Below are 21,115 nucleotides of genomic sequence, written 5' to 3'. Positions count from 1 at the left end.
TTATAGGCTGCTCCGCGCCGATTGGGGAGTGCGGCAGATGCGGCGCTTAGTCAGCCTCCGCTGGCGCTTCCTGCCCGATCGCTTCGATCATCGGGCGGAACCGCTCGCGCCGGGGATCGTCTTCGGGCAGGCGCGAATAGATATAGCGCATGGCCTGCTCGGCCTTCTCCTGATCGCCGGCTTGCGCCGCGCCCATGGCCGCACGCATGCCCGCGCTCACCTGGCTCTCGTCCAGTTCATACGCCCGCGCATAGAGGCGTGTTGCATCCGACCCGATCGCCCCGTCGGCCAGCTGCGTCAACACATCCGCCAGGCTGATGAGCGCTGGCACAAACTCCTGATCCCTCCGCAGCGCTGACTGATAGGCCCGCACCGAGTCTTCGGCCCTGCCCTGCGTGCGCAGCATCTCGCCGATGAAGTAGTGGGGTTGGGGATCATCCGGCTTGTCGATGACCGCCTGCTCGAGTCGCGAAAGCATCTCGGCTTCTGTCAGCGACTGGGGATCCATCCGCACCTTTTCGGCCAGCGCTGCCTGCCGCTCGGCCATCGGCTGGTCGGCCATGCCCGGCTGTCCAATCAGCAGATAGCCCCCTGCGCCAAGAGCCAGGCAGGCGCCGAGAATGATCAGGTTCATATGTTTCATCGCCGGGGAAATCTCAAGGTTGCCTTCAGGCCGCCAAGGGCCGCGTCGCCAAGTTCGAAGCTGCCTTTATGCAGCTCTGCCAATTCTGTAACAATCGAAAGCCCAAGCCCAGTCCCCGGCGTTGTTTCATCTAGCCGCACCCCGCGTTTCATTGCCCCGGCGCGCTGCTCGCGCGTCAGGCCCGGCCCGTCATCTTCCACCGTGATCACCAGCTCCTGCGGGCTGTCGTTCAGCGTCACCAGCACCTCGCTCGCCGCCCATTTGCAGGCGTTTTCCATCAGATTGCCGGCCATCTCCTCGAAGTCCTGCTGCTCGCCCCGGAAGATCGCGGCCGGCGCGCCCTCTACCGTCACCTCGATCCCGCGCGCGTCAAACAGCCGGTTCAGCATCCGCGACAGTCCGTCCAGCACAGGCCGCACATCGGTGCGTGCGCCAATCGCTTCGGCCCGCGCCGCCGCGCGCGCGCGCTTAAGGTAGTGCTCCACATTGATTTGCATGGCTTCAGCCTGCCGGCGCACCACATCATCGAGCTGCGATCGGCCCTTGGCCTCATTGCGCAGCACCGCCAGCGGCGTCTTCAGCGCATGAGCAAGATTGCCCACATGCGTGCGCGCCCGCTCCACCACGTCGCGGTTATGCTCGATCAGCTTATTGAGCTCTTCTGTCAGGGGTCGAACTTCTTCGGGATAATCCCCGGCGAGCTTCACCGTCTCCCCCTCGCGCACTTTGGCCACATCCGTCTCCAGCTTCCGCAAAGGCTGAAGCGAATAACGCACCGCAATCATCATCGCGGCAAACACGCCGCCAAAGAGCGCAATCATCGTCCCCAGCAGCATGTTGCGGAAACGCGTTGCCGCTTCATCGTTCGGCGTCCGGTCCGCTGCCGCCACCAGCACCAGCGGCGTCGTCCGGTTTTCCACGATCACCGCCATCGCCGCAACACGCGACACCTGCTCCACAGGCCCGGGATAGTTCGTGTACTGCGTAACTCCGGGCAGTTCCACGGCCCGCTCAATCAGGTCCTGCGTCACCGGCACGGCCTCGTCCCACAGGCTCCGCGAGCGGAAATCACCGGCGATCTGCCGTTCCGGCGTCAGGCCGACCACCGCCCAGTAGTGTCCGGAATACTGCGTCTGGAAGCGGGCATCATTGGAGAAGAAATTGCGGTCAGTGTCGGTCACACGCCCATCGGCGAGGAACGCATCCTCCCGCGTCAGCTCGCGCGACAGCGTCACCAGCGTCTGTTCCAGGTCATCCTCAATCAGCGACAGCGTCTGCGCCCGGTAGAGCGCCGAGAGCGCCAGCGCCCCCCCGATCAGCACCACAAAGCCCCATATCGCAGCCGCAATCATGACGCGCCGGGCCAGCGAGACGCTGGACCAGCGGTCAATCAGGCTTCGATTGCGGGTTTCGGCCTCACTCATGCAGGAGAGCTCTAGCCGCGTTCGGCGTCAGCCTGCAACGCGTGCTTCGTCCTCGGGCACGATCAGCCGGTAGCCAAGGCCGCGTTCGGTCTGGATCCGGTCCTGGCCGATCTTGCGGCGCAGGCGCCCGATGAACACCTCGATCGTGTTGGAATCGCGGTCAAAGTCCTGGTCATAGATATGCTCGACCAGCTCGGTGCGCGGCACCACCCGGCCCTGATGATGCATCAGGTAGGACAGCACGCGGTATTCATGCGCCGTCAGCTTGATCGGCTCGCCATTCACGGTCGCGCGCGCCGCGCGGGTGTCTACCATCAGCTTGCCGCACTCGATCGTTGCCGCCGAATGCCCGGCTGCCCGGCGCAGGAGCGCCCGCAACCGCGCCAGCAGCTCTTCGGTGATGAAGGGTTTAGTGAGGTAGTCATCGGCCCCGGCGTCAAAGCCCGATACCTTCTCGCTCCACTGGTCGCGCGCCGTCAGGATCAGCACCGGGAAGGTCTTCCCCTCCTTGCGCCAGCTTTTCAGCACGCTCACCCCGTCGATCTTGGGCAGGCCAAGGTCCAGCACGACCGCGTCATAAGGCTCGGTCTCGCCCAGGAACTGCCCATCCTCGCCATCGGCGGCGAGGTCTACGGCATAGCCCGATTGGGAGAGCACATCAGCCAGCTGACGGCGGAGGTCTGCATCGTCTTCAACAACCAGGATACGCATGTGTCTTCTCCAACAGGTCCTTGGGCCGGCTCAGCCGCCGCGGCGGTTCGTCACCGATCCGCTCTGAGCGTCTACCGTGAACTGCGCCTTGCGGCCGTCCTCGGTCATCCAGTCAATTTCGTAAAATGTAGTGCCATCATCCCGGGAATACAGCTCGGCGCCAAGCTGGTAGCCACCATATTCGCGTTTCAGCTGCTGGAAAATCCGGCTGAGGGGCACAGTCTTGCCCTCCCGCACGGCTTCACGGGCCTCTCCGGGCGAAAACTGATTCGCCCACGGGTTGCCGCCTTGCTGGGCAAGGGCGCCGGGGGCAGCGGTCAGGGCCGAGAGGGCGAGGAGAACCAGAATGCGTTTCATCGGACTGCGTATAGGTTTGCAGCGCTGAATAGTAAGTGAACGCTGCCAGGGCCGCCTGTTCAGGTTGCAGATCATCGTTCCCGCCCGCCAAATGCCCGCTTTCTCGCCTCCAAAAGCCTCCTACTGCCTTGTCGGGAAGAGATATGTTAATTTTCTTGGCCAACCCTGCCTTCGTTTTCAACAGGAGACGCTTCAAAGGAGAACAGGAGCATGGACTTTTCCAGCTGGCAGACCTGGGGATTGATCGCGCTGGGCGTGGTGGCCATCCTGTGGCTGATCGGGACCATTTTCGGCGACAAGGATGTCGCCGAACCGACCCCTTATACTGAATCAAAGCCTCATGCCCCTTTGCCAACCCAAGTCGCAATGATGGGAGCCATGACTGCCAGATCAACGGGCTTCGACCGAGACATGTATATCGACGACATGACCGAAGAGCAGCTTGAGGACGAACATGTCCTGCGGACCGCCTTTGTGACCTGCCACAGTATCACCGCGCCTTGCGGCGCCACCGAAAAACACCCCGCCAACAAGATCAACGCCGCCATCACGGGAAAACCCTTCGATCAGCAACTCTTTGGTCTGACGGACTACTACCTTGAAACCGCATTTGAAGGCATGATGGCTGAAGGTGAAGACCGGTATTGGGACGAAGAACTGATCGCCGGCAAAGATCAGTGGTCCCCGGAAAAGCGCGAACAGATCCTCCTTGCTGCCCTTGTGCCGTTGGCGCGTGCTCACGACATCTATGTCGCCGTCCGCAAGACCCCACCTGGCCCGAACGATACCGGCGCCCATCTCGTTGCGTTCATAGACCAGGTCGCAGACGCATTCTTTGGCGATGATGCCCAAAGCCGTATGGCGGCGCTCCGCGCTCAGGCAGGGCAACTCGCCAGCACGATCGAACTCTAGCTCCGGCAAATCAGTCCACGGCGTTTAAAGCCGCGATCCGCTCAACACCACATCCGCCTTGGCCCAGGCCTTCTCGAAATGGTGCCTAAGATGAGCGGCCTCGTCGGTCTTGCCCTGCGCCTCCAGCGCGCCGATCAGGCCCGCCATCGACCAGCCATTGTGCGGATGGTCCTCCAGGTCGCGCCGGTAGACCGTTTCGGCTTCGGGATACCGCTTCGCGTCAATCAGCGCTTCGCCGAGCGACTGCCGCGTCGGGTAATACCAGAAGGGCGGCTCGGTATAGGGCAGCTGGTCCTGCAGGGCGACGGCCGCTTCAAATCTGGCCACCGCGCCGGCATTGTCGCCTCCGGCCCGGGCGATCTCCCCCAGCAGCAGTTCATCGGCAATGTTCAGCAGAAGGCTGGCGGGATAATCATTGGTCACCAGGAACTGGATCTGCACACTGTCCTTCAGCTTGGCCAGTTCCGCCTCCTCGGCCTCTGCCAGCACCGCGTCGCCCGTCCGCGCCAGTGCAACACCGCGCGCATAATGCCAGATGCCCTTCGAATAATCCCGGTCTGTCGGCGGTGTCTCTGTCGCCAGAATGTCATCCCACTTCCCGAACTGGACCTGCGCCAGCAGCGGAATGGTCCGGAAAAACTCGACCGTCGGGAACTGCTCCACTTGCTCGATACGGACATTATCCGCTACTTTCCGGGCCGCTTCCAGCGCCACTTCGCTCTGGCCGGACATGCTCGCCGCGGCCCACAGGAAATGGATGTTGTGCGGATAATACAGCGCCGGATAAAATCCCTGCGCGTTACACTGGGCAATGTAATCCTCGTCCACCTTCGCGGCCAGGATGTTCGCTGCCGCCGCATCATCATACCGGCCAACGCGCCAGAAGATGTGCGCGGGCATATGCACCAGGTGCCCCGATCCGGGCACGAGCCTGATCAGCCGGTCAGCCGCCGCTTCCGCCCGGCCCGGATCATCCGACGCCTCGACGGCATGTATATAGAGATGCAACGCCAACGGATGATCCGGCGCGCGCGCAATTGTTTTCTCCAGCGCCTCGATCACCCTCACCGTCTCCGGCCTCGGCCCGCCATCGGCCGACCAGTAATCCCAGGGCATGGTGTTCATCCAGGCCTCGGCATAGATCGCGGCGGCGTCATCATCCTGCGGATGGGCTGCCACATACGCGGCCATCGCTTCGGCCCAGGCTATATCCTGTGGTTCCCGCTCGGCGTTGAAGTCGGCGCTGTAGCGTGTCGCCAGCGCCTCGATCAGCGCCTGCTCAGCCGGGCTTGCCGTATCCTTAAGCGCCATCGCCTTTTGCACCGCGACATAGGCCGCTTCCCGGTCCGCCATCGACATGACGGCCTTGCCATTGCTGGTCACATTGATGTTCGGGCCGGTTGCCAGCGCCTCGCCCCAATAGCACATGGCGCATTCCGGATCGAGTTTCTGCGCCGCCCGGAAGGAGCGGATGCTCTCGGCATGATTGAACCCGAAAGACAAAACCATTGCCTGGTCGAAGTATTTCTGGGCGTCCGGGCTGGCCGTGGTGATCGGCCGGTGGAAATCCCCCATCCCCTCAAACAGCGGCGCCCCGGCGCGGGTGGCGAGATCCACCTCTTCGGTCTCCGCCTCCACTGGCGCGACCAGCGCGCTTTCTTCGGTTTTCGGATTGAACCAGTCATCCATCGTCTCGCAGCCGCCCAGTGCAAACACGCTGGCCGATGCGAGCAGGTATCTCGTTTTCATAACATGTCCCCTTCACCTGGCCGTCCTCAGACGGGACAGGCTCTTGTCTGAAGGTCTATGATCCTATCACGGAAGAGCCGCCCTGCTTAGGGCTCGCCCGTCAGGATTTTTCCGCCCAGCGCCTCAGCCCCTCATCCTTGGGGTCGGCCAGCACGATTTCCAGCCGCACATAAAGATCTCCCGGCGGGCTCACCTGCACACCCTTGCCCTTCAGGCGCAGCTGCGCGCCCGTATTCGATCCGGCCGGAACCTTCAGCGACACTGTCCCCGAAGGCGTCCTTACGTCCACATTTCCGCCCAGCACTGCCAGCCTGAGATCGATCGGCACGCTCATGCGCAGATGACTGCCCTCCCGCGTCCAGACAGGGCTGGCAGCTACGTCCACTTCCAGCAGGGCGTCGCCCGGTGGCCCTTCGGCCGGCGAGGGCTGCCCCTGGCTTTTCAGGCGGAGCACCTGCCCGCTGGTGATGCCTGCCGGAATGTTCACGTCCAGCGCGCTGCCATCGGCCATGGTCATCCGCCGCCGCGCGCCGGTCACGGCGTCCTCGAAGGCGATCTCCACCCGGTAGCGCACGTCGCGCCCTTTCATTGGCCCTGGGTTGCGCCGCCGCCCGCCGCCAAACATGCCGGAGAGAATGTCTTCAAACGGGTCGCCCTGCGCCGCGCCGCCGCCCCGCGAGTCCCACCGATAGCCCTCGCCAGGTCCGGCGCCGCCGGGAAACCCGCGCGGATTGCCATCCCCGTCGATCTCGCCCCGGTCAAACTTCGCCTTCTTCTCGGGGTCGCCGAGAATTTCAAATGCCGCCGAGACCCGCTTGAACTCGTCGGATTTTTTCTCGTCATTGGGATGCAGGTCAGGGTGCAGCGCCTTGGCTTTGGCGCGGTAGGCTTTCTTGATGTCTGCCTCACTGGCCGTGCGGGGCACGCCAAGGACACTGTAGGGGTCGAGCGCCAAGCTGGGGCTCCTTCCGGGATCGCCGTAAACTGCTGGCGTTACAGGTAAGGCGAACCGGCCGGGATTGAAAGCCATTCCCCGATGCGTCCGTCTGTCCCGATCCCGGCAATGGGCAAGGCGAAGGCGCCTGCCGGCCATTCCGCCTCTCGGCGTGGGTCACCCCGCGCCCGCCCTGCCGGGGCCGCCAGCCCTTCCCGCGCCGCCAGCCGCGCCGGAGGCGGGCCAGACCGGAACGCTCCCCTTGCGGGCCAGATGAGAAGCTCCGTACACACCGCCTCCAGGAAGCCCCTCATCGCCGCTTCCGGCACCAGCTGACGCAGCGGCCACGCCAGGCCGGCCTGCGCAGACCTCACCAGAACAGGCGCTGCGGCGCTTGCGACCGTCCGCGCCCGCGATACGGGCCCGGTGTTCGTGAGATACACGTCACGCATCAGCATGCCGGCCTCGCGGCGGGTCCGGCTCGCCGCCGGCTGCTCGCTCACCGCCTCCAGCGACCCCTTAATGTGGCTGGCAGATTTCAGGTCACTCCTTGATTTTCCGAAGGGCCCATTCAGGGCCGCCCCGGCCCCCGCCGGATCGGCGGTCTTACATTGTTTGAGAGGTCGTCTGCTGCCCCACTGAGATCATTGACGAATTTTTATTCTTGAGGGGTGTGCAAAAGAGGGGAAAACAGGTGGCCTTGCCCCCCCAAATCTGGCAAGAGCCCAGCTCTGACAGAGACAGGAACAGAAAACAAAATGTCTGCCCGCGTCATTTCTATCGCCAACTCCAAAGGCGGTGTCGGCAAAACCACCACATGCGTAAGCCTCGCCGAAGCCTTCGCGGCCTCTGGCATGCGCACGCTCGTGATCGACCTCGACACCCAGGCCAACGCCTCGCTGCTGATCTTCGGCAATAATGGCGACGAACACCTGTTTGAGGCCATCAACGACTACATGACCATCTCAGACTGGCTGCTGGAGAACTTCTCCGCGAACGAGCAGCGCCGTCTGGGTGAATTCATCATCACCGATGCCAGCGATGTGAGCTTCAAGGGCAACGCCCTGCCGCTGGATCTCATCCCGTCCTCGCCGCGCCTGCGCAAGACCGAGCGCGAGCTGATCTTCGATCTCACCAAGCAGGGCTATTCGATGGAAGCCCTGCAAAGCCAGGTCGGCCGCCGCCTGCGGGACGATCTCAACCTCCTCAAGGCGCAGTATGACGTCATCCTCTTCGATTGCCCGCCGGGCATCTCGGTTATGACCGAAACCGTCCTTGCCGCCAGCCATCTGATCATCGTGCCCACGATCCCGGACTTCATGTCCACCCTGGGCCTCGACCTCTTCACTGGCGACATCATGAAGAATCTGCGTAACCGGGATATCGAAACGCTCCCTTGCGTCCTCGCCACCCGCTATGATGGGTCCTCCCACCAGCAGGTCGTGCTCGGCGCCATGCGGGATGCGGCCAATGCTGCGGAGACCGAGTTCGCGATGTTCAAGACTGTCATTCCGATGAAACCGGGCTTTGCCACCAACCCGATCGAGCTTGGCCCGGACCCGACGCTGCAGGCCAAATGGTCGGGCGAAGCGCTTGCAATCATCGAAGCCCTCCTCGCCGAAGTGCGGGAGAAGGTTGCATGATCCCTGACGGCGGCGTGCCCGGCGCAGACGCCCTGCGCGCCCTTCTCCGCCTTCAGGACCAGCTTGACGCGGTCACTGACAAGGAATGGGCTGCCGCCGCCGGCATGATCGTCAAGAAGCTGCTCCTGTCAGCCGGACAGACCCCGGAAAGCCTTGCCCTCATCAAGGCCTCCGCCGGCGAGGAAATCTTCTCGGCCCAGCTCAAATCCCTCACCCACCATCAGGCCCGGCAGCTCGCCCGCCGCCTGGACAGGCGCGTGCCGGACTTTGAAGTCTCCACCGCCTCGGCCGCCATCGCCCATGTCCGTGCGCTGCTCGCCGCCATAAAGCCGCCAGAACCTGCAGAAGCGGCTAAAGAAGGGCCCGCCGTTGAAACGGTGGACGTGGAAACCGCCCTGCCTGCAGAAGCCGGGCCCGAAGCGCCCGAAGAAACCGCAGGCGATAAAAAAGACCCCTGGGGCGCCCCTGCCGTCACCCTTTCCGACGAAAAGCCGGAACCGGCCGAAACCATCACCGAAGAAGGCACGAGGCGACGACACTCCCAGCCCGCCGCCCCCGCCCGGCGGCACGTCCTATTTCGGCCGCCGCTCCTTCCGCACCTGATCGGCCAGCCCCCTGGAACAGGGGGCTCGCGCTTCGGCAAAGTTCTCCACCAAAGGAGGTAATCCCCCCACCTTACCGTGAGGCCTGCCTCCAGGCGCCTATCCTTCCTCGCCGCAGACACCGCCGCCCGGACCCGCGAAGAATACCGCTACGCCCATTCCACCATGGCCGCCGGCAACACCAGCGCCAAGGTCTGCCATCCCCCCGGTTCGCCGGTTGGACAAGACCCGGCGCATAGGCTAGTGGCGCGCTCCCAGTTCTGCGGAGCGCGCGATGAGCCTGTCCCTTGAAGACGCATCCAGCCAGCTCGCAACGGCCCGCCGCGTGCTCGTCATCGGCTGTTCAGGCAGCGGAAAGAGCACGCTCTCCCGCGCCCTCGCCGCGCGCCTCGGCCTGCGCCATGTATCCATGGACCGCGAAATATTCTGGCTCCCCGGCTGGCAGGAACGCCCCCGCGAAGAAGCGCTGGCGCGCCTCGCGGCCGTCCTCGCCGAGGAAAACTGGATCATCGACGGCACCAGCCCCGGCACGCTCCATATGCGCCTGCCACGCACGGATCTTGTCGTCTGGATGCGCCCGACCCGCTGGGTTTCCCTGCGCGGCGCCGTCGGCCGCTGGCGCAGATATCGGGGTCGCACCCGCCCCGACATGGCTGACAACTGCCCGGAAAAAATCGACTTTGAATTCCTGCACTACATCTGGACCTTCGAGCGCCTGGCAACTCCGAAAATCCTGAGAGAACTCGCCGTCCACGGCCCGGCCGTCCCACTGCTCACCCTGCGCTCAAGAGAGGAAGCCGACCGGCTCGTTGCGAGCCTCGCCGGTGACCCGGCGAACTGAAGCCCTCAGTTCTCAATCAACCGGCCACGGATCTCCGCCTGCATCTTCTCGTCCACCTTCAGCGTGTCGACAAGATAGGCGTCCACAGACCCCGCGCGTTCATTGATGGTGGCAAACGCCTTGTCCAGATACCGCAGATGCACGCCCATGAACGGGCGGAACACTTCGGCCGGATAATCCTTGCCCAGCATATTGTTGAAATACGCCGCCGCTTCCGGCAGGCGCGAGGCCACGTCAACGGCTTCATTCGTCAGGTCGTAATCGGCGCGTATGTCCACCTCACTCACGCCCAGGATGTGATGGGTCAGCGCGCAGAGAATGCCCGTGCGGTCCTTGCCCGCCGCACAGTTCACAAGGCCTGCCGCCTCCCCGTTCAGCGCTGCCAGATGGCCAAACCAATCGGTGAACATCTCGGTATGGTGCGCCTTGAAAGGCGCGGCCTCGTAATACTCCACCATCCACTGGTCGGCCGTCGCCGCGTCCACGCTCATCTGCGTCAGGAAGCGGATGTGGGGCGCGTCGGTTTCCCGCCCGCCATCATGGGTGATGGTCACCGGCGCCTGAAACCGGGCGCGTTGCTTCTCGCGCTCGTCGGGCCGGCGCAGATCCGCCTGCACATGAATGCCGAGCTCCGCCATCTTTGCCAGCTCGGTGTCAGAGGCCTCCGCATGGTGACCGGAGCGGTACAGCCGCCCCATCTTCACCCGGCCGCCATGGTGGCTTTCATAGCCGCCAAAATCGCGGAAATTGCGGACAGTTTCAAAGCTCAGGAGGCGCGGTCGCGTATTCGTCATGTAACGCAGGTAACCCGCGCGCGCCCGCCCCGTCCAGTGACAAAGCTGTGTCACCCCCCTCTAACGCAGGGGCAAGGAGCAAGACCCTTCCGATGTGAATCCAAAGTGTCCGGCGCAATCGCTCTATTTCAGCGTAAACGCATGCGGCAAAAGCTCCGCCAGCGTGTAGCGCGCCTCCGCCCCATCCGGCGTGAAGCAGAGCACTTCCAGCGCGCCGTCTTCTGAAAACTCCGCCAGCACCTGCCGGCAGATCCCGCAGGGCGTGCCAGCGTCCGCCCCGTGCGTGGCCACTGCAATCGCCCGGAACGAGATATGCCCCGCCGCCACCGCGCTGAACACCGCCGTCCGTTCGGCGCAGCAGGTCGCCCCATAGGTGGCATTCTCAACATTGCACCCGGTGACGATCTCGCCGCCCGCCGTCAAGAGCGCCGCCCCCACGCGATACTCCGAATACGGTACATAAGCCCGCCCCTGCATCGCCAGCGCGGCGGCCTTCAGCGCAGTCCAGTTTATTTCTGCCCCGCTCACCGGAACGGTGGCTCGTCAAACGCGCGCAGCTTGCGGCTATGGAGCGCCGCGCCGCCGTCTTCGCTCAGCCGCTCAAGCGTCTCGATGCCGATGCGGATATGTTCGCCAATCGCGCGCTCATAGAAACGGTTGGCCGCACCGGGCAGCTTGATCTCGCCATGCAGCGGCTTGTCGGACACGCACAGCAGCGTCCCGTAAGGCACCCGCAACCGGAACCCATTGGCGGCAATTGTCGCGCTTTCCATGTCGATCGCCACAGCCCGGCTCTTGTTGAACCGGCGGGCCGAGGCGGTAAAGCGCAGCTCCCAGTTGCGATCATCCGTGGTCACCACAGTGCCCGTGCGCAGGCGTTTTTTAAGCGCCTCGCCTTCTTCCCCGGTCACCTTCGCGGCGGCGCGCTGCAGCGCCACCTGAACCTCAGCAATCGGAGGCACGGGGATCTCCGGCGGCAACACTGCATCCAGAACATGATCTTCGCGCATGTAGGCATGCGCCAGCACATAATCCCCGATGGACTGGGAATGCCGCAGCCCCCCGCAATGCCCCACCATGAGCCAAACCTGCGGGCGCAACACGGCGAGGTGATCGGTAATCGTCTTGGCGTTCGAGGGCCCCACGCCAATATTCACCAGAGTGATGCCCGCCCCATTGGCTGCGCGCAAATGATAGGCCGGCATCTGGAAGCGTCGCCAGGGCGAGCCATCAATGGCTGCCCGGCTCATCTCGTCAGGCGCCGTGATCTCCAGCCCGCCCGGCACGGAGAGCGAGGTATACCGCGTCGTCCCGTCCAGCTGCGTCAGCGCCCAGTCACAGAACGCGTCCACATAGCGGTGATAGTTCGTGAACAGGACATAGCTCTGGAAATGCTCGACCGGCGTACCCGTATAGTGCTGCAGGCGCTTGAGCGAAAAATCCACTCGCTGCGCATCAAAGAGGGCCAGGGGACGCTCCTCGCCCTCATCATAGGGCTCCCCATCGGCCACCTCATCGCCAATCAGCGTCAGCTTCGGCGAAGGGAACCAGCGCACCAGCTCAGCGGGGGCAATCTCTTCCAGTCCCGCCGCCTGCGAGGGGTCCCACACATACGCATACGGAATTTCAGAGGAAGAGCGTTCAACGAACACATCCACGTCATAATCGCGCATCAGCGGGGTCAGTACTTCCATCAGATAGTCCCGGAAGAAATCCGGCCGCGTGATGGTGGTGATATAGATCCCGGCCTCGGAAAACTTCCCGAATGCACGCGAAATCGGCGGCGGGGGGCCTTCGGGGTCATAAACGATCCGCAATTGCGGATAGCAGAACGCCCCGCTGTCGCGCAGGCGCGCGTCTGGCGGTGTCCCGTCATGCAGGAAGCTGTTCAGCGATTTGGAAAGGGCCTCAACGGCCTGCGAATAGAGCGCCTCAAGCGCTTCGATAACTGTTTCTGGTTTCGTGTGTTTTGACATGGCACCCATTGGCTTGCGCCGCCCGAAAAGTCAACATCCACCGGGAGCTAGCCGCCAAAGCACCCACATCTGCCCCTCCCTCATCAGTCCCTCGAGCGCCCATACCAGCGCGTCCACCCGCCAGCCACATGAGCCGCAGACGCTGCAATTCCTGCGCGCTGTCCGGCCGAAGGCGCCCCCGCAGCATCAGTTTCGAGCTATCAACGATCAAGGGCCCAGCACTGACATAGTCCGTACCCGTCCGGACAAACGGCCCCAACTATACATCAACTGCCTTAAATCACCGGATGCGGTCCGCGGACAAGCCCGCCCGGGAACACGCCCGCCTCAAAAACAATTGACACGCCTTATGCCACATGCTCCAACACCCCTCATATAACACTGGGGAAAAACGCGCATGAAACGCTGGCATTGGGCGCTGATCGCCGCCGTCACGCTCCTCCTCGCGCTCGCCGCCGCGCGCCAGCTCTTCGCTGTCCAGATCGCCGAGGCTGCCTTCAAGCGCGCCGTCGCCGATAATGTCGGCCGCGATCCGTCCGCCGCCCTGCCCGATGGCCTGCACATCTATATCTGCGGCAGCGGCTCCCCTGCCAGATCCCGCCCGCGCGGGCCCTTGCCTCGGCGTACTGGCGGGCGAGCGCGCCTTCCTGTTTGATGTCGGCGGCGGCTCCATCCGCCGGCTCACGCGCATGGGCTTCCCCACAGGGCGCACCGAAAAGCTCTATCTCAGCCATCTGCACTCGGATCATTTCGATGGCCTCGGCGAGCTCATGGTCGGCGCCTGGGTCGGCGGCAGCCGCACATCGCCCCTGCCTGTCGCAGGCCCGCCGGGCGTTGCCGAAATCACCTCCGGTTTCAACGCCGCCTACCGCATCGACAGTACCTACCGCATGGCCCATCACGGCCCCACGGTCGCCAATCCCGCTGGCTATGGCCTGGCGCCGGAAGTGATCGAGGTCCCTGCCGGCCCCGGCGGGCGCGCTGTGCTGCTGGATGAGGGCGACCTTCTCATCACCGCCTTCCGCGTCGACCATGCCCCCGTCGAGCCTGCCTATGGCTTCCGCGTCGACTATAAAGGCCGCTCCGCCGTTTTCAGCGGCGACACGGTCTATTCTGAAAAGCTGATCGAGATGGCACGCGGCGCTGATATCCTCTTCCATGAGGCCCTGCATCCGGAAATGGTCGCTGCCATGTCGGCCGCCGCCAGTGAGGCGGGCGCCGCGCCTCTGTCAAAGGTCTTCGCTGATATTCTAGATTATCACGCCTCCCCGGTCGAAGCCGCCAGGTCCGCCCAATCTGCCGGAACCGGGCGCCTGGTAATCTACCACATCGTTCCCCCGCTCCCGTCAAAGCTCCTCTACCCGTATTTTCTCAAAGGCACCGGCGAGGTCTATTCCGGCCCGGTCAACGTCGCTGAGGATGGCCAGATCTACTCGCTTCCCGCCTCGGGCGGCGCGCCGGGGCCAAAGCTCGTCCCCGGCTGATCTGTCCCTCAATTGTCCCGGAATGGCCGGAACTGTCTTCAAGTTGACGCGTTGAATGTGCGATAGAGGGCGTGTTCAGGCAGTCTCAGCCCGAGGGGAACATTCATGACCAGTCTTCGCTTATCCACGCTTCTGCTCGCCGCCGGCGCCGTCCTCGCCGCATGCCAGACGCCTGCCGCAGACGCGCCCGCTCTCGCCCCATCCGAGGCTGAGAAGCCTGTTATCGTTGGAGACCCCCGCGTGGCCGAAACCTGCGCCATCCTGGAATCCCGCGACTGGGCCGCCTGGGTCAACCGAATGCCGGGCCCCGGCGCTACCCCCACTGTCCATGTCACCGGCCAGGTCGACGTCCCCACCGGCGGTTACAGCTTTGAATGGGAGGCTGGTCCCACGGACCGCTCCATGACCCCCGCGCTCAAGCTGAAGCTTCTCCCCCGGAAACCGGACGGACTGGCCACGATGGCGATCACCCCGGAAAACGTCCATTATACCGGCCCGGTCGCCGGCGCTGGCTTCAGAAGCATCACCGTCACCTGCGGCGGCAAAACCCTCGCCGAGATCATTGAAGTGCCCGACGCCGTCTGATCCTGTCCGCCCGGATCAGTCTGCCGTTACCTTGGCCGGGGAACCCTCGGCCAGGGTAAATCCGCTTTCCCCACGCACCGCCAGCAGGGTCAGCCGGTCCCGGTCGAGAATATCGATCCGGCTGCGCGACAGGCGGATCACGTCCGCCTGCTCCAGATGCTGCAGCAGTCGGTTTGTCCACTGGCGCGAGGCCATGATCGAGAGCGCGATCTGGTCCTGCGTCACCGGGCTGATGAAAGAGGAGGTTACCAGGTCGCCATGGGGCTCGCTCGTCAGGTCAACCAGCCGCTGCGCCAGTCGCTGCAGCGGGGTAAAGGCCAGGCTTTCCACCACGCGGCTGTAGATCGCACGGGTCGAAGCCAGCTCCGGCAGGATGAACCGGCGGAAGCCCTCCACATCCGACAGGAAAATGCGTTTCAGCGCCGGCAGTGGCAGGTGCAACACCTCACAGGACTGGCTGGCCACCACAGAAAAGGTATAGGGGCCCTCGTCAACGCTGGAGAGAAAGCCTGTCCAGTCGCCCGCCCGGAACACGGCGACCAGGATATCCAGCCCGGCGAGCGTCGTGCCGATGATCTGCGCCTCGCCGCTGACAAGGCCGAAAATTCCTGCCGCCGGGTCGCCCTGCCGGAGAATATGCTTGCCGCGCCGCAGTTTTAGCCGCGTGGAACTGCGCAGGACGTCCTCCTGCAACGCCTCCGGCAAGGCTGACAACCAGCGGCTGCGCTGCAGGTCTATCGAGCCATCTGTTTGCATGTCGATACCTCCCGGTAGGCACCTGAGTTTCATTTCCACCTCAGATTAGCAGCTTCTTCTGTATTGGAAACGACAATCCGCAATCCCCCTGCGTCGCAACTTAAGGTAAGCTGGCGCAATGCCCGCCACATTCCCGCCTTGCTGGTGCCATCCCGCCGGGGAAAACACCGCCCCGGCAGGCCCGACCCAGCGCGGTGGCGGTCAGACACTGGATTCAAAGGGAGATCCTCATGGCGCGTTTTCAGGTTCACAGGGCGGTGCTGATCCCCCTCTTTCTCATCGTCTCTGCGCCGGCGCTCAGCGCCTGCCAGACGCCCCCGGCCACCCTCTCCCCCGCGCAGGAGGCTGCCCTGCTCACTGTCACCGGCTCTGCCAGCTATCGCGAGCGCATGGCCGCTCCCAAAGGCTCCGTCCTCAAGGTCGACCTCTCAGACACCTCCCGCGCCGATGCCCCGGCCATCCCGCTGGCAGACTGGTCAGGCAGCCTCGATGATGGCGGCGTGCCGAAGAGCTTCCTCCTCCGCGTCAACGAGCCCCTTGATCCCCGCTTCACCTACACCCTGCGCGCCACCGTCACCGGCCCGGAAGGCGACCTCCTCTGGACCACAGACACGGTCCACCGGATCAGCGACGTGGCCGGGAAAGTCGACGCCGGAACGCTCATGATGGTGAAGGTCCAGCCTGCCTCTGCGCCTGAAGCCCCGGAAGTGTCCGGCAATGCCTACCGCGTCACCGCCATCGGCGGCGCGCCCGTCAAGGGCACGCGCCCGTTAGAGATCACCTTCGGCGAAGACGGCCGCGTGGGCGGGTTTGGTGGCTGCAACAGCTATGGCGGCAGCTTCAAGGAAATGAACGCCAGGCTCACCTTCGGAGACCTCATCTCCACCATGATGGCCTGCGTCGACCACGGCATCGGCGCGCAGGAAACCGCCCTCCATGCCACACTGAAGGGCACAGTGAAGGTTGCTCCCGGGACAGATGGCAAGGTCTTCCTCACCGGCGAAAACGCCACCGTGCTCGAACTCACGCCCGATGGCGAGGTTGGGCTCGCGGGCACCCGCTGGCGCGTCGAAACGATGGGCGCCACCGCCATCGTCGCAGGCAGCGAGCCGCAGATCACCTTCACCAGAGATGGCCAGATCAACGGCACGACCGGCTGCAACCGCTTCTTCGGCGGCTATACCCAGTCAGGCGGCGAGGTTTCCTTCTCCGGCGTCGGCATGACCAAGATGGCCTGCCTCGATGACGGCATCATGGCCCAGGAAATCGCCTTCACGAACATCCTCTCGGGCAAGGCAAGGGCAAAGCTCGACGGTCTCGGCAATCTCGTCATCACCGGCGAAAACGGCATATCCTTCGCCGCCCGCCCGCTGCCGGCAGATATTGAGATTGCCGCGTTTGATCCGGCTACCCTTCCCGGCTCCGCCTGGACCGTTGAAGACCTCAACCGTGGCGGTATCATCGACAATACCGTCCTTACCCTGACCTTCACCGAAGCCGGCAGGGTGTCAGGCTCCACCGGCTGCAACAGCCTCTCGGGCAGCTACACCGCGACTGGCACCACGCTCACCTTCTCGCCGCTGGTCACCACCCGCCGCGCCTGCATTGCCCCCGCGCTGAATGCCCAGGAAGCCCGGTTCACCTTAGCCCTGCAGGGCGAATTGACCTGGCGCATCACCGCTGATGGCGCCCTCGAACTGACGCGCGAAGGCGGCCACCGCGTGCTGCTGCGCCGTTAGAAAGCAGGGATAAGCGCGGCCCTATCCCCCGATGGGGCCGCCGCCCTGCTTGGTCACCACGACCACGCTCGGGCGCGGCGGCATGGCATCTGAAAAGTCCGGCCAGCGTGTGCCGGGCGCTTCAAAGCTTGCTCCCTGCGTGTCGCCGGGGTGCTGCACCGCCAGGAACAATGCGTCGCCGCTATCATTGAAACGCGGCCCGCACAGTTCCGCCCCCACAGGGCATCTGAAGAAATGGCGCCCGGTTCCGCGCCGCTCGCCATCGGTTTCCAGCGCCCACAGGCCATCAGCCGCGCCGGTATCGTCATTGCCATCGGTCGAAATCCACAGCCGCCCCTGCGGGTCAATGGCGCAATTATCCGGGCTCGCCAGCCATCCATTCTCCGTGGTCAGAGGATTCCAGGTCGCCCCCACCTGCGCAATCGAAGGATCGCCGCACTTCACAAGGATCTCCCAGCGCGACGTTTCGGAAGTGAAATCCCCCTCCGGTTCGATGATCTCGATGATATGGCCAAACCGGTTGGATGCGCGCGGGTTGGCCGCGTCCACCTGCGCCTGCGTGCGCCGGTCATTGTTGGTCAGCATCACATAGACCCGGCCGGTCTTTGGATTGGGCTCGACATCTTCAGGCCGGTCCATCGGTGTTGCGCCCAGAAGATCGCCCGCCCGGCGCGTTTCGATCAGGACGTCTGCCTGCGAGGCAAATCCGTTTTCCTCCGTCAGCGGACCTGTGCCGAAAACCAGCGGCAGCCAGGCGAGTGTTCCATCCGCGTCAAAGCGCGCCACATACAGCGTTCCCTCGTCCAGCAGGTCGGCATTGGCGGCCTTGTCCCCAGCCACGAATTTCCCTCTGGTCACAAACTTGTAGACATAATCAAACCGCTGGTCATCGCCGGTATACACAACCACCCGACCATCAGGCGCCACCACGCTCTCGGCGCCCTCATGCTTCACCCGCCCCAGCGCCGTGCGCTTCTTCGGCACGGAGTTGGGGTCCATCGGGTCGACCTCAACGATCCAGCCAAAGCGGTTGGGTTCATTGGGCTCCTTGCTCACATCATAGCGGTCAAAGAAACGCCCCCACTGATACCAGCCTGAGGGCACGCCATAGCGCTTGTGGTTCTCCGCCTCGCGGTGGCCTTCAGGCAGCTCGCCCAGGAAGTTGCCGTTGAAGTTTTCCTCCGCCATCAGATAGGTGCCCCAGGGCGTGATGCCCCCGGCGCAGTCATTCATCGTGCCGGAAACCATAGTGCCGGTGGGATCATCGGTGGTCTGAAGCCGCGCGCTGCCTGCTGCCGGGCCCGTCATCTGCATGGGCGTCGTATCCGCCGTGATCCGCCGGTTAAAGGGCGAGCCGACTACTGGCTTCCACTTGCCGCCTTCCTTGCGGATCTCAAGGATCGTGCCACCATGCGCGGCCATCTCGATCTCGCACAACTCCCGCGTCATTGAGGCCGGATACCCCGCCGTCACGCCGGGTAACATGATATTGGTGCTGGTATATTCATGGTTCACGCAGAGGATCACGCGTTCGCGCCCCTCAGCGTCCGCCTCCAGTGGCACATGGCCGATATAGTCGTTGTTGTAGCCAAACTGGCGGCGCTGCGCGGCGGCCGTCTGGTTCATCGGATCAAAGGCCGGGCTGTCAGCGAACAAGGGGTCGCCCCAGCGGATCAGCACGTCAGCGTCATAGCCTGCCGCCACATGATGGCCTGCGTCCATGCCCCGCACGATCTCGTCAAAGCGGAAGGCGCCCTGCGCCATCATTTCTGCCGCTTCGGCGTCAATGGCTGCAGGCGCTGCCTGCCCGGATGTGCACCCCGCCAGCGCGAGGCCCGAGACCGCGCCAAGCCCGCCGAGAAAGCCCCGGCGCGAGAGCCGCGTGGTGATCACGTCACCAATGGTTGCCGCCCCTGCGGCAATGCGGGGGTTTACAGTCCTGTTTTCGCCGTCATCCATCATCGCCGTGGCCCAAGCCTCCCTGAATTGCGTGTCATTCCAACATAGGGCAGTTTTGTAACAGAGGCATGGCAGCGCCGCCACTCAAGGCTGACGCGGGGTGACGGCTGTTGGGTCCGCCTGTTCACGGTTAGATTTGCCTCTGAATGGACGAAACGTGACGGGCAAAGTCTCCGCGCGTCGTGCCTGAGGAGGAATGCGAACATGGCTGACAATGGCGCCCTTGATCTGGATTTTGATCCCGATGAGCTGCGAGAGCGCTACCGCGCCGAGCGCGACAAGCGCATCCGCAAGGACGGCAATGAGCAATATGTGAACGTCGCCGGCCAGTTTGCGCGCTATCTTGAAGACCCGTATACGGAGCGGGTCGGGCGCGCGCCGGTGACCGATCATGTCGAGGTTGCCGTGATCGGCGGCGGCTTTGGCGGACTGCTCTCGGCGGCGCGCCTGCGCAAGGCGGGCTTCAAGGACATTCGCATGATCGAGACGGGCGGCGATTTCGGCGGCACCTGGTACTGGAACCGCTATCCAGGCGCGGCCTGCGATATCGAGAGCTATATCTACCTGCCCCTGCTGGAAGAGACCGGCTACATCCCCAAAGAGAAATACACCAAGGCTCCGGAAATCCTCGAGCATTCCGCCCGGATTGCGAAACACTTCAATCTCTATGAAAACGCCCTCCTCGGCACTGGCGTGACGGGTATGGAATGGGACGAAGGCCGTAAGGTCTGGATCATCATGACCGACCGGGACGATCGCTTCACGGCGCAGTTCGTGATCATGTCCAACGGTCCGTTGAACCGTCCGAAACTGCCCGGCATTGCGGGCGTTGAAAGCTTCAAGGGTCACAGCTTCCACACCAGCCGCTGGGATTATGCCTATACGGGCGGGGACAGCACGGGCGGCCTCACCCGGCTGAAAGACAAGGTCGTCGGCATTATCGGCACAGGCGCCACGGCGGTGCAATGCGTGCCCCATCTGGCCGAGGGCGCCAAGCATCTCTACGTCTTCCAGCGGACGCCTTCCTCCATTGATGTGCGCAATGACCGGCCCACCGACCCGGACTGGGCGAAAAGCCTGGAGCCCGGCTGGCAGCGCCGCCGCATGGAAAATTTCAACACGCTGGTTTCCGGCGGCTATGAGCCTGAAGACCTTGTGCAGGACGGGTGGACGGACATTATCCGCAACATCCTTTTCCTTGCGAGCTCCGGCGACAAGACCGGCCTCTCGCCCGAGCGCCTGGCAGAGCTCGCAGAACTCGCCGATTACAAGAAGATGGAACAGGTGCGCGGGCGCGTCGATGAGGTGATCAAGGACCCTGAGACCGCTGCCAAGCTGAAGCCCTGGTATCGCCAGTTCTGCAAGCGGCCCTGTTTCCATGACGCGTATCTCAATTCCTTCAACCGGCCGAATGTGACGCTGGTGGATACCGGCGGACAGGGCGTTGAGCAGATCACGGAAGATTCAATTATCGCCAATGGCGTGGAACACAAGATCGACTGCCTCGTTTACGCAACCGGATTTGAAGTGGGCACGGACTATACCCGCCGCGCAGGATATGATCCTGTCGGCAAGGGCGGCGTGACGATGAAAGATCACTGGGCGGACGGCATGCGCAGCCTGCATGGTCTTGCGGTCAATAACTTCCCCAACATGTTCCTGATGGGACCGGGACAGGCTGGATTTACCGCCAACTACCCCCACCTGCTCGACGAACAGGCCGAGCAGATTGCCTATATCCTCTCTGAAGTCTCAGCCCGCCAGGCCGGTACGTTCGAGGCAAGCCCGGAAGGTGAAGCGGCCTGGGTGCAACAGATCGTCGACAAGGCCGTGATGCGCCAGCAATTCCTGGAGGAATGCACGCCGGGCTATTACAACAATGAAGGCAAACCGAGCGATCGGGCGGCGCAGAACAACTCTTATGGCGAAGGCCCCAACGCCTATTTCCGCATCCTGAAAGCCTGGCGCGAAAGCGGCGAGCTTGCCGGGTTGGAACTCAGCTAGGC

Annotated in this window: 21 protein-coding genes; 9 read left to right on the top strand and 12 right to left on the bottom strand. The window is 63.7% G+C overall.

What is annotated here, in order from left to right:
* Positions 1–46 precede the first annotated feature (46 nt).
* From KG722_RS01760 to KG722_RS01745, 4 genes are read right to left on the bottom strand one after another with little or no spacing between them, the layout of a single operon-like run.
* Positions 47–643: a hypothetical protein gene (locus KG722_RS01760; protein ID WP_213268901.1), complete on the bottom strand. Its 597-nt coding sequence runs from the start codon at positions 641–643 to the stop codon at positions 47–49.
* Positions 640–2,067: an ATP-binding protein gene (locus tag KG722_RS01755; RefSeq protein WP_213268899.1), complete on the bottom strand. Its 1,428-nt coding sequence runs from the start codon at positions 2,065–2,067 to the stop codon at positions 640–642. The genes KG722_RS01760 and KG722_RS01755 overlap by 4 nt, the downstream gene beginning before the upstream one ends.
* Before the next feature lie 27 nt (positions 2,068–2,094).
* A complete protein-coding gene (locus tag KG722_RS01750; RefSeq protein WP_011646324.1) occupies positions 2,095–2,778 on the bottom strand; it encodes a response regulator transcription factor in 684 nt (227 codons plus the stop codon).
* A gap of 30 nt (positions 2,779–2,808) precedes the next feature.
* Positions 2,809–3,135: a PepSY domain-containing protein gene (locus KG722_RS01745; protein ID WP_213268897.1), complete on the bottom strand. Its 327-nt coding sequence runs from the start codon at positions 3,133–3,135 to the stop codon at positions 2,809–2,811.
* Positions 3,136–3,345: 210 nt separating this feature from the next.
* Here KG722_RS01745 and KG722_RS01740 point away from each other — a divergent pair, with 210 nt between their 5' ends.
* Positions 3,346–4,047 carry a hypothetical protein gene (locus KG722_RS01740; RefSeq protein WP_213268895.1) on the top strand — a complete coding sequence of 234 codons (702 nt, stop codon included), beginning with the start codon at positions 3,346–3,348 and terminating at the stop codon, positions 4,045–4,047.
* Positions 4,048–4,071: 24 nt separating this feature from the next.
* Here KG722_RS01740 and KG722_RS01735 read toward each other — a convergent pair whose 3' ends face one another.
* The 3 genes from KG722_RS01735 to KG722_RS01725 form a co-directional block, all read right to left on the bottom strand.
* Complete coding sequence (locus KG722_RS01735) at positions 4,072–5,796, bottom strand: hypothetical protein (protein ID WP_213268893.1); 1,725 nt, start codon at positions 5,794–5,796, stop codon at positions 4,072–4,074.
* Positions 5,797–5,896: 100 nt separating this feature from the next.
* Complete coding sequence (locus KG722_RS01730; RefSeq protein ID WP_300998154.1) at positions 5,897–6,751, bottom strand: DnaJ C-terminal domain-containing protein; 855 nt, start codon at positions 6,749–6,751, stop codon at positions 5,897–5,899.
* 38 nt (positions 6,752–6,789) lie between these two features.
* Positions 6,790–7,233 (bottom strand): hypothetical protein, encoded by a 444-nt coding sequence (locus tag KG722_RS01725; protein WP_213268889.1) that lies wholly within the window; start codon positions 7,231–7,233, stop codon positions 6,790–6,792.
* A 255-nt stretch (positions 7,234–7,488) separates the two neighbouring features.
* Here KG722_RS01725 and KG722_RS01720 point away from each other — a divergent pair, with 255 nt between their 5' ends.
* The 3 genes from KG722_RS01720 (at position 7,489) to KG722_RS01710 (ending at position 9,816) form a co-directional block, all read left to right on the top strand.
* A complete protein-coding gene (locus KG722_RS01720; RefSeq protein ID WP_213268887.1) occupies positions 7,489–8,373 on the top strand; it encodes an AAA family ATPase in 885 nt (294 codons plus the stop codon).
* On the top strand, positions 8,370–9,038 hold the full coding sequence (locus KG722_RS01715) for a hypothetical protein (RefSeq protein ID WP_213268885.1): 669 nt from the start codon (positions 8,370–8,372) through the stop codon (positions 9,036–9,038). Before KG722_RS01720 ends, KG722_RS01715 begins: the two co-directional genes overlap by 4 nt.
* A gap of 211 nt (positions 9,039–9,249) precedes the next feature.
* Positions 9,250–9,816: an AAA family ATPase gene (locus KG722_RS01710; RefSeq protein WP_213268883.1), complete on the top strand. Its 567-nt coding sequence runs from the start codon at positions 9,250–9,252 to the stop codon at positions 9,814–9,816.
* Between the two features lie 5 nt (positions 9,817–9,821).
* Here KG722_RS01710 and KG722_RS01705 read toward each other — a convergent pair whose 3' ends face one another.
* The 3 genes from KG722_RS01705 to KG722_RS01695 form a co-directional block, all read right to left on the bottom strand.
* Positions 9,822–10,610, bottom strand: a complete 789-nt coding sequence (locus KG722_RS01705) for a tyrosine-protein phosphatase (protein WP_213268881.1) — start codon at positions 10,608–10,610, stop codon at positions 9,822–9,824.
* A 123-nt stretch (positions 10,611–10,733) separates the two neighbouring features.
* A complete protein-coding gene (gene cdd / locus KG722_RS01700; RefSeq protein WP_366909899.1) occupies positions 10,734–11,138 on the bottom strand; it encodes a cytidine deaminase in 405 nt (134 codons plus the stop codon).
* Positions 11,135–12,595, bottom strand: a complete 1,461-nt coding sequence (locus KG722_RS01695; protein WP_213268879.1) for an AMP nucleosidase — start codon at positions 12,593–12,595, stop codon at positions 11,135–11,137. Before KG722_RS01695 ends, cdd begins: the two co-directional genes overlap by 4 nt.
* 388 nt (positions 12,596–12,983) lie before the next feature.
* Here KG722_RS01695 and KG722_RS14900 point away from each other — a divergent pair, with 388 nt between their 5' ends.
* The 3 genes from KG722_RS14900 to KG722_RS01685 all read left to right on the top strand — a co-directional run bounded on the left by KG722_RS14900 (position 12,984) and on the right by KG722_RS01685 (position 14,655).
* Complete coding sequence (locus KG722_RS14900; RefSeq protein WP_300998152.1) at positions 12,984–13,241, top strand: hypothetical protein; 258 nt, start codon at positions 12,984–12,986, stop codon at positions 13,239–13,241.
* A gap of 34 nt (positions 13,242–13,275) precedes the next feature.
* The gene (locus tag KG722_RS01690) at positions 13,276–14,070 is read left to right on the top strand and encodes an MBL fold metallo-hydrolase (protein ID WP_300998150.1); all 795 of its coding nucleotides are present in this window, start codon (positions 13,276–13,278) and stop codon (positions 14,068–14,070) included.
* Between the two features lie 105 nt (positions 14,071–14,175).
* The gene (locus KG722_RS01685; protein ID WP_213268877.1) at positions 14,176–14,655 is read left to right on the top strand and encodes a hypothetical protein; all 480 of its coding nucleotides are present in this window, start codon (positions 14,176–14,178) and stop codon (positions 14,653–14,655) included.
* 15 nt (positions 14,656–14,670) lie between these two features.
* Here the strand turns inward: KG722_RS01685 and KG722_RS01680 are convergent, their stop codons facing one another.
* Complete coding sequence (locus tag KG722_RS01680; RefSeq protein ID WP_213268875.1) at positions 14,671–15,411, bottom strand: Crp/Fnr family transcriptional regulator; 741 nt, start codon at positions 15,409–15,411, stop codon at positions 14,671–14,673.
* A gap of 230 nt (positions 15,412–15,641) precedes the next feature.
* Between KG722_RS01680 and KG722_RS01675 the strand changes: the two genes are divergently transcribed.
* Positions 15,642–17,150: an META domain-containing protein gene (locus tag KG722_RS01675; protein ID WP_213268874.1), complete on the top strand. Its 1,509-nt coding sequence runs from the start codon at positions 15,642–15,644 to the stop codon at positions 17,148–17,150.
* Positions 17,151–17,171: 21 nt separating this feature from the next.
* Here the strand turns inward: KG722_RS01675 and KG722_RS01670 are convergent, their stop codons facing one another.
* Complete coding sequence (locus KG722_RS01670) at positions 17,172–19,112, bottom strand: PhoX family phosphatase (RefSeq protein WP_213268872.1); 1,941 nt, start codon at positions 19,110–19,112, stop codon at positions 17,172–17,174.
* Positions 19,113–19,313: 201 nt separating this feature from the next.
* On the opposite strand from KG722_RS01670, the gene KG722_RS01665 reads away from it, so the two are divergent.
* A complete protein-coding gene (locus tag KG722_RS01665; protein ID WP_213268870.1) occupies positions 19,314–21,113 on the top strand; it encodes an NAD(P)/FAD-dependent oxidoreductase in 1,800 nt (599 codons plus the stop codon).
* Positions 21,114–21,115 lie beyond the last annotated feature (2 nt).

The sequence above is a fragment of the Hyphomonas sp. genome (assembly GCF_018402285.1).
Taxonomy (GTDB): Bacteria; Pseudomonadota; Alphaproteobacteria; order Caulobacterales; family Hyphomonadaceae; genus Hyphomonas.
The sequence above is the reverse complement of the archived record's forward strand: the minus strand, read 5'-3'. Positions and strand labels throughout refer to the sequence as shown.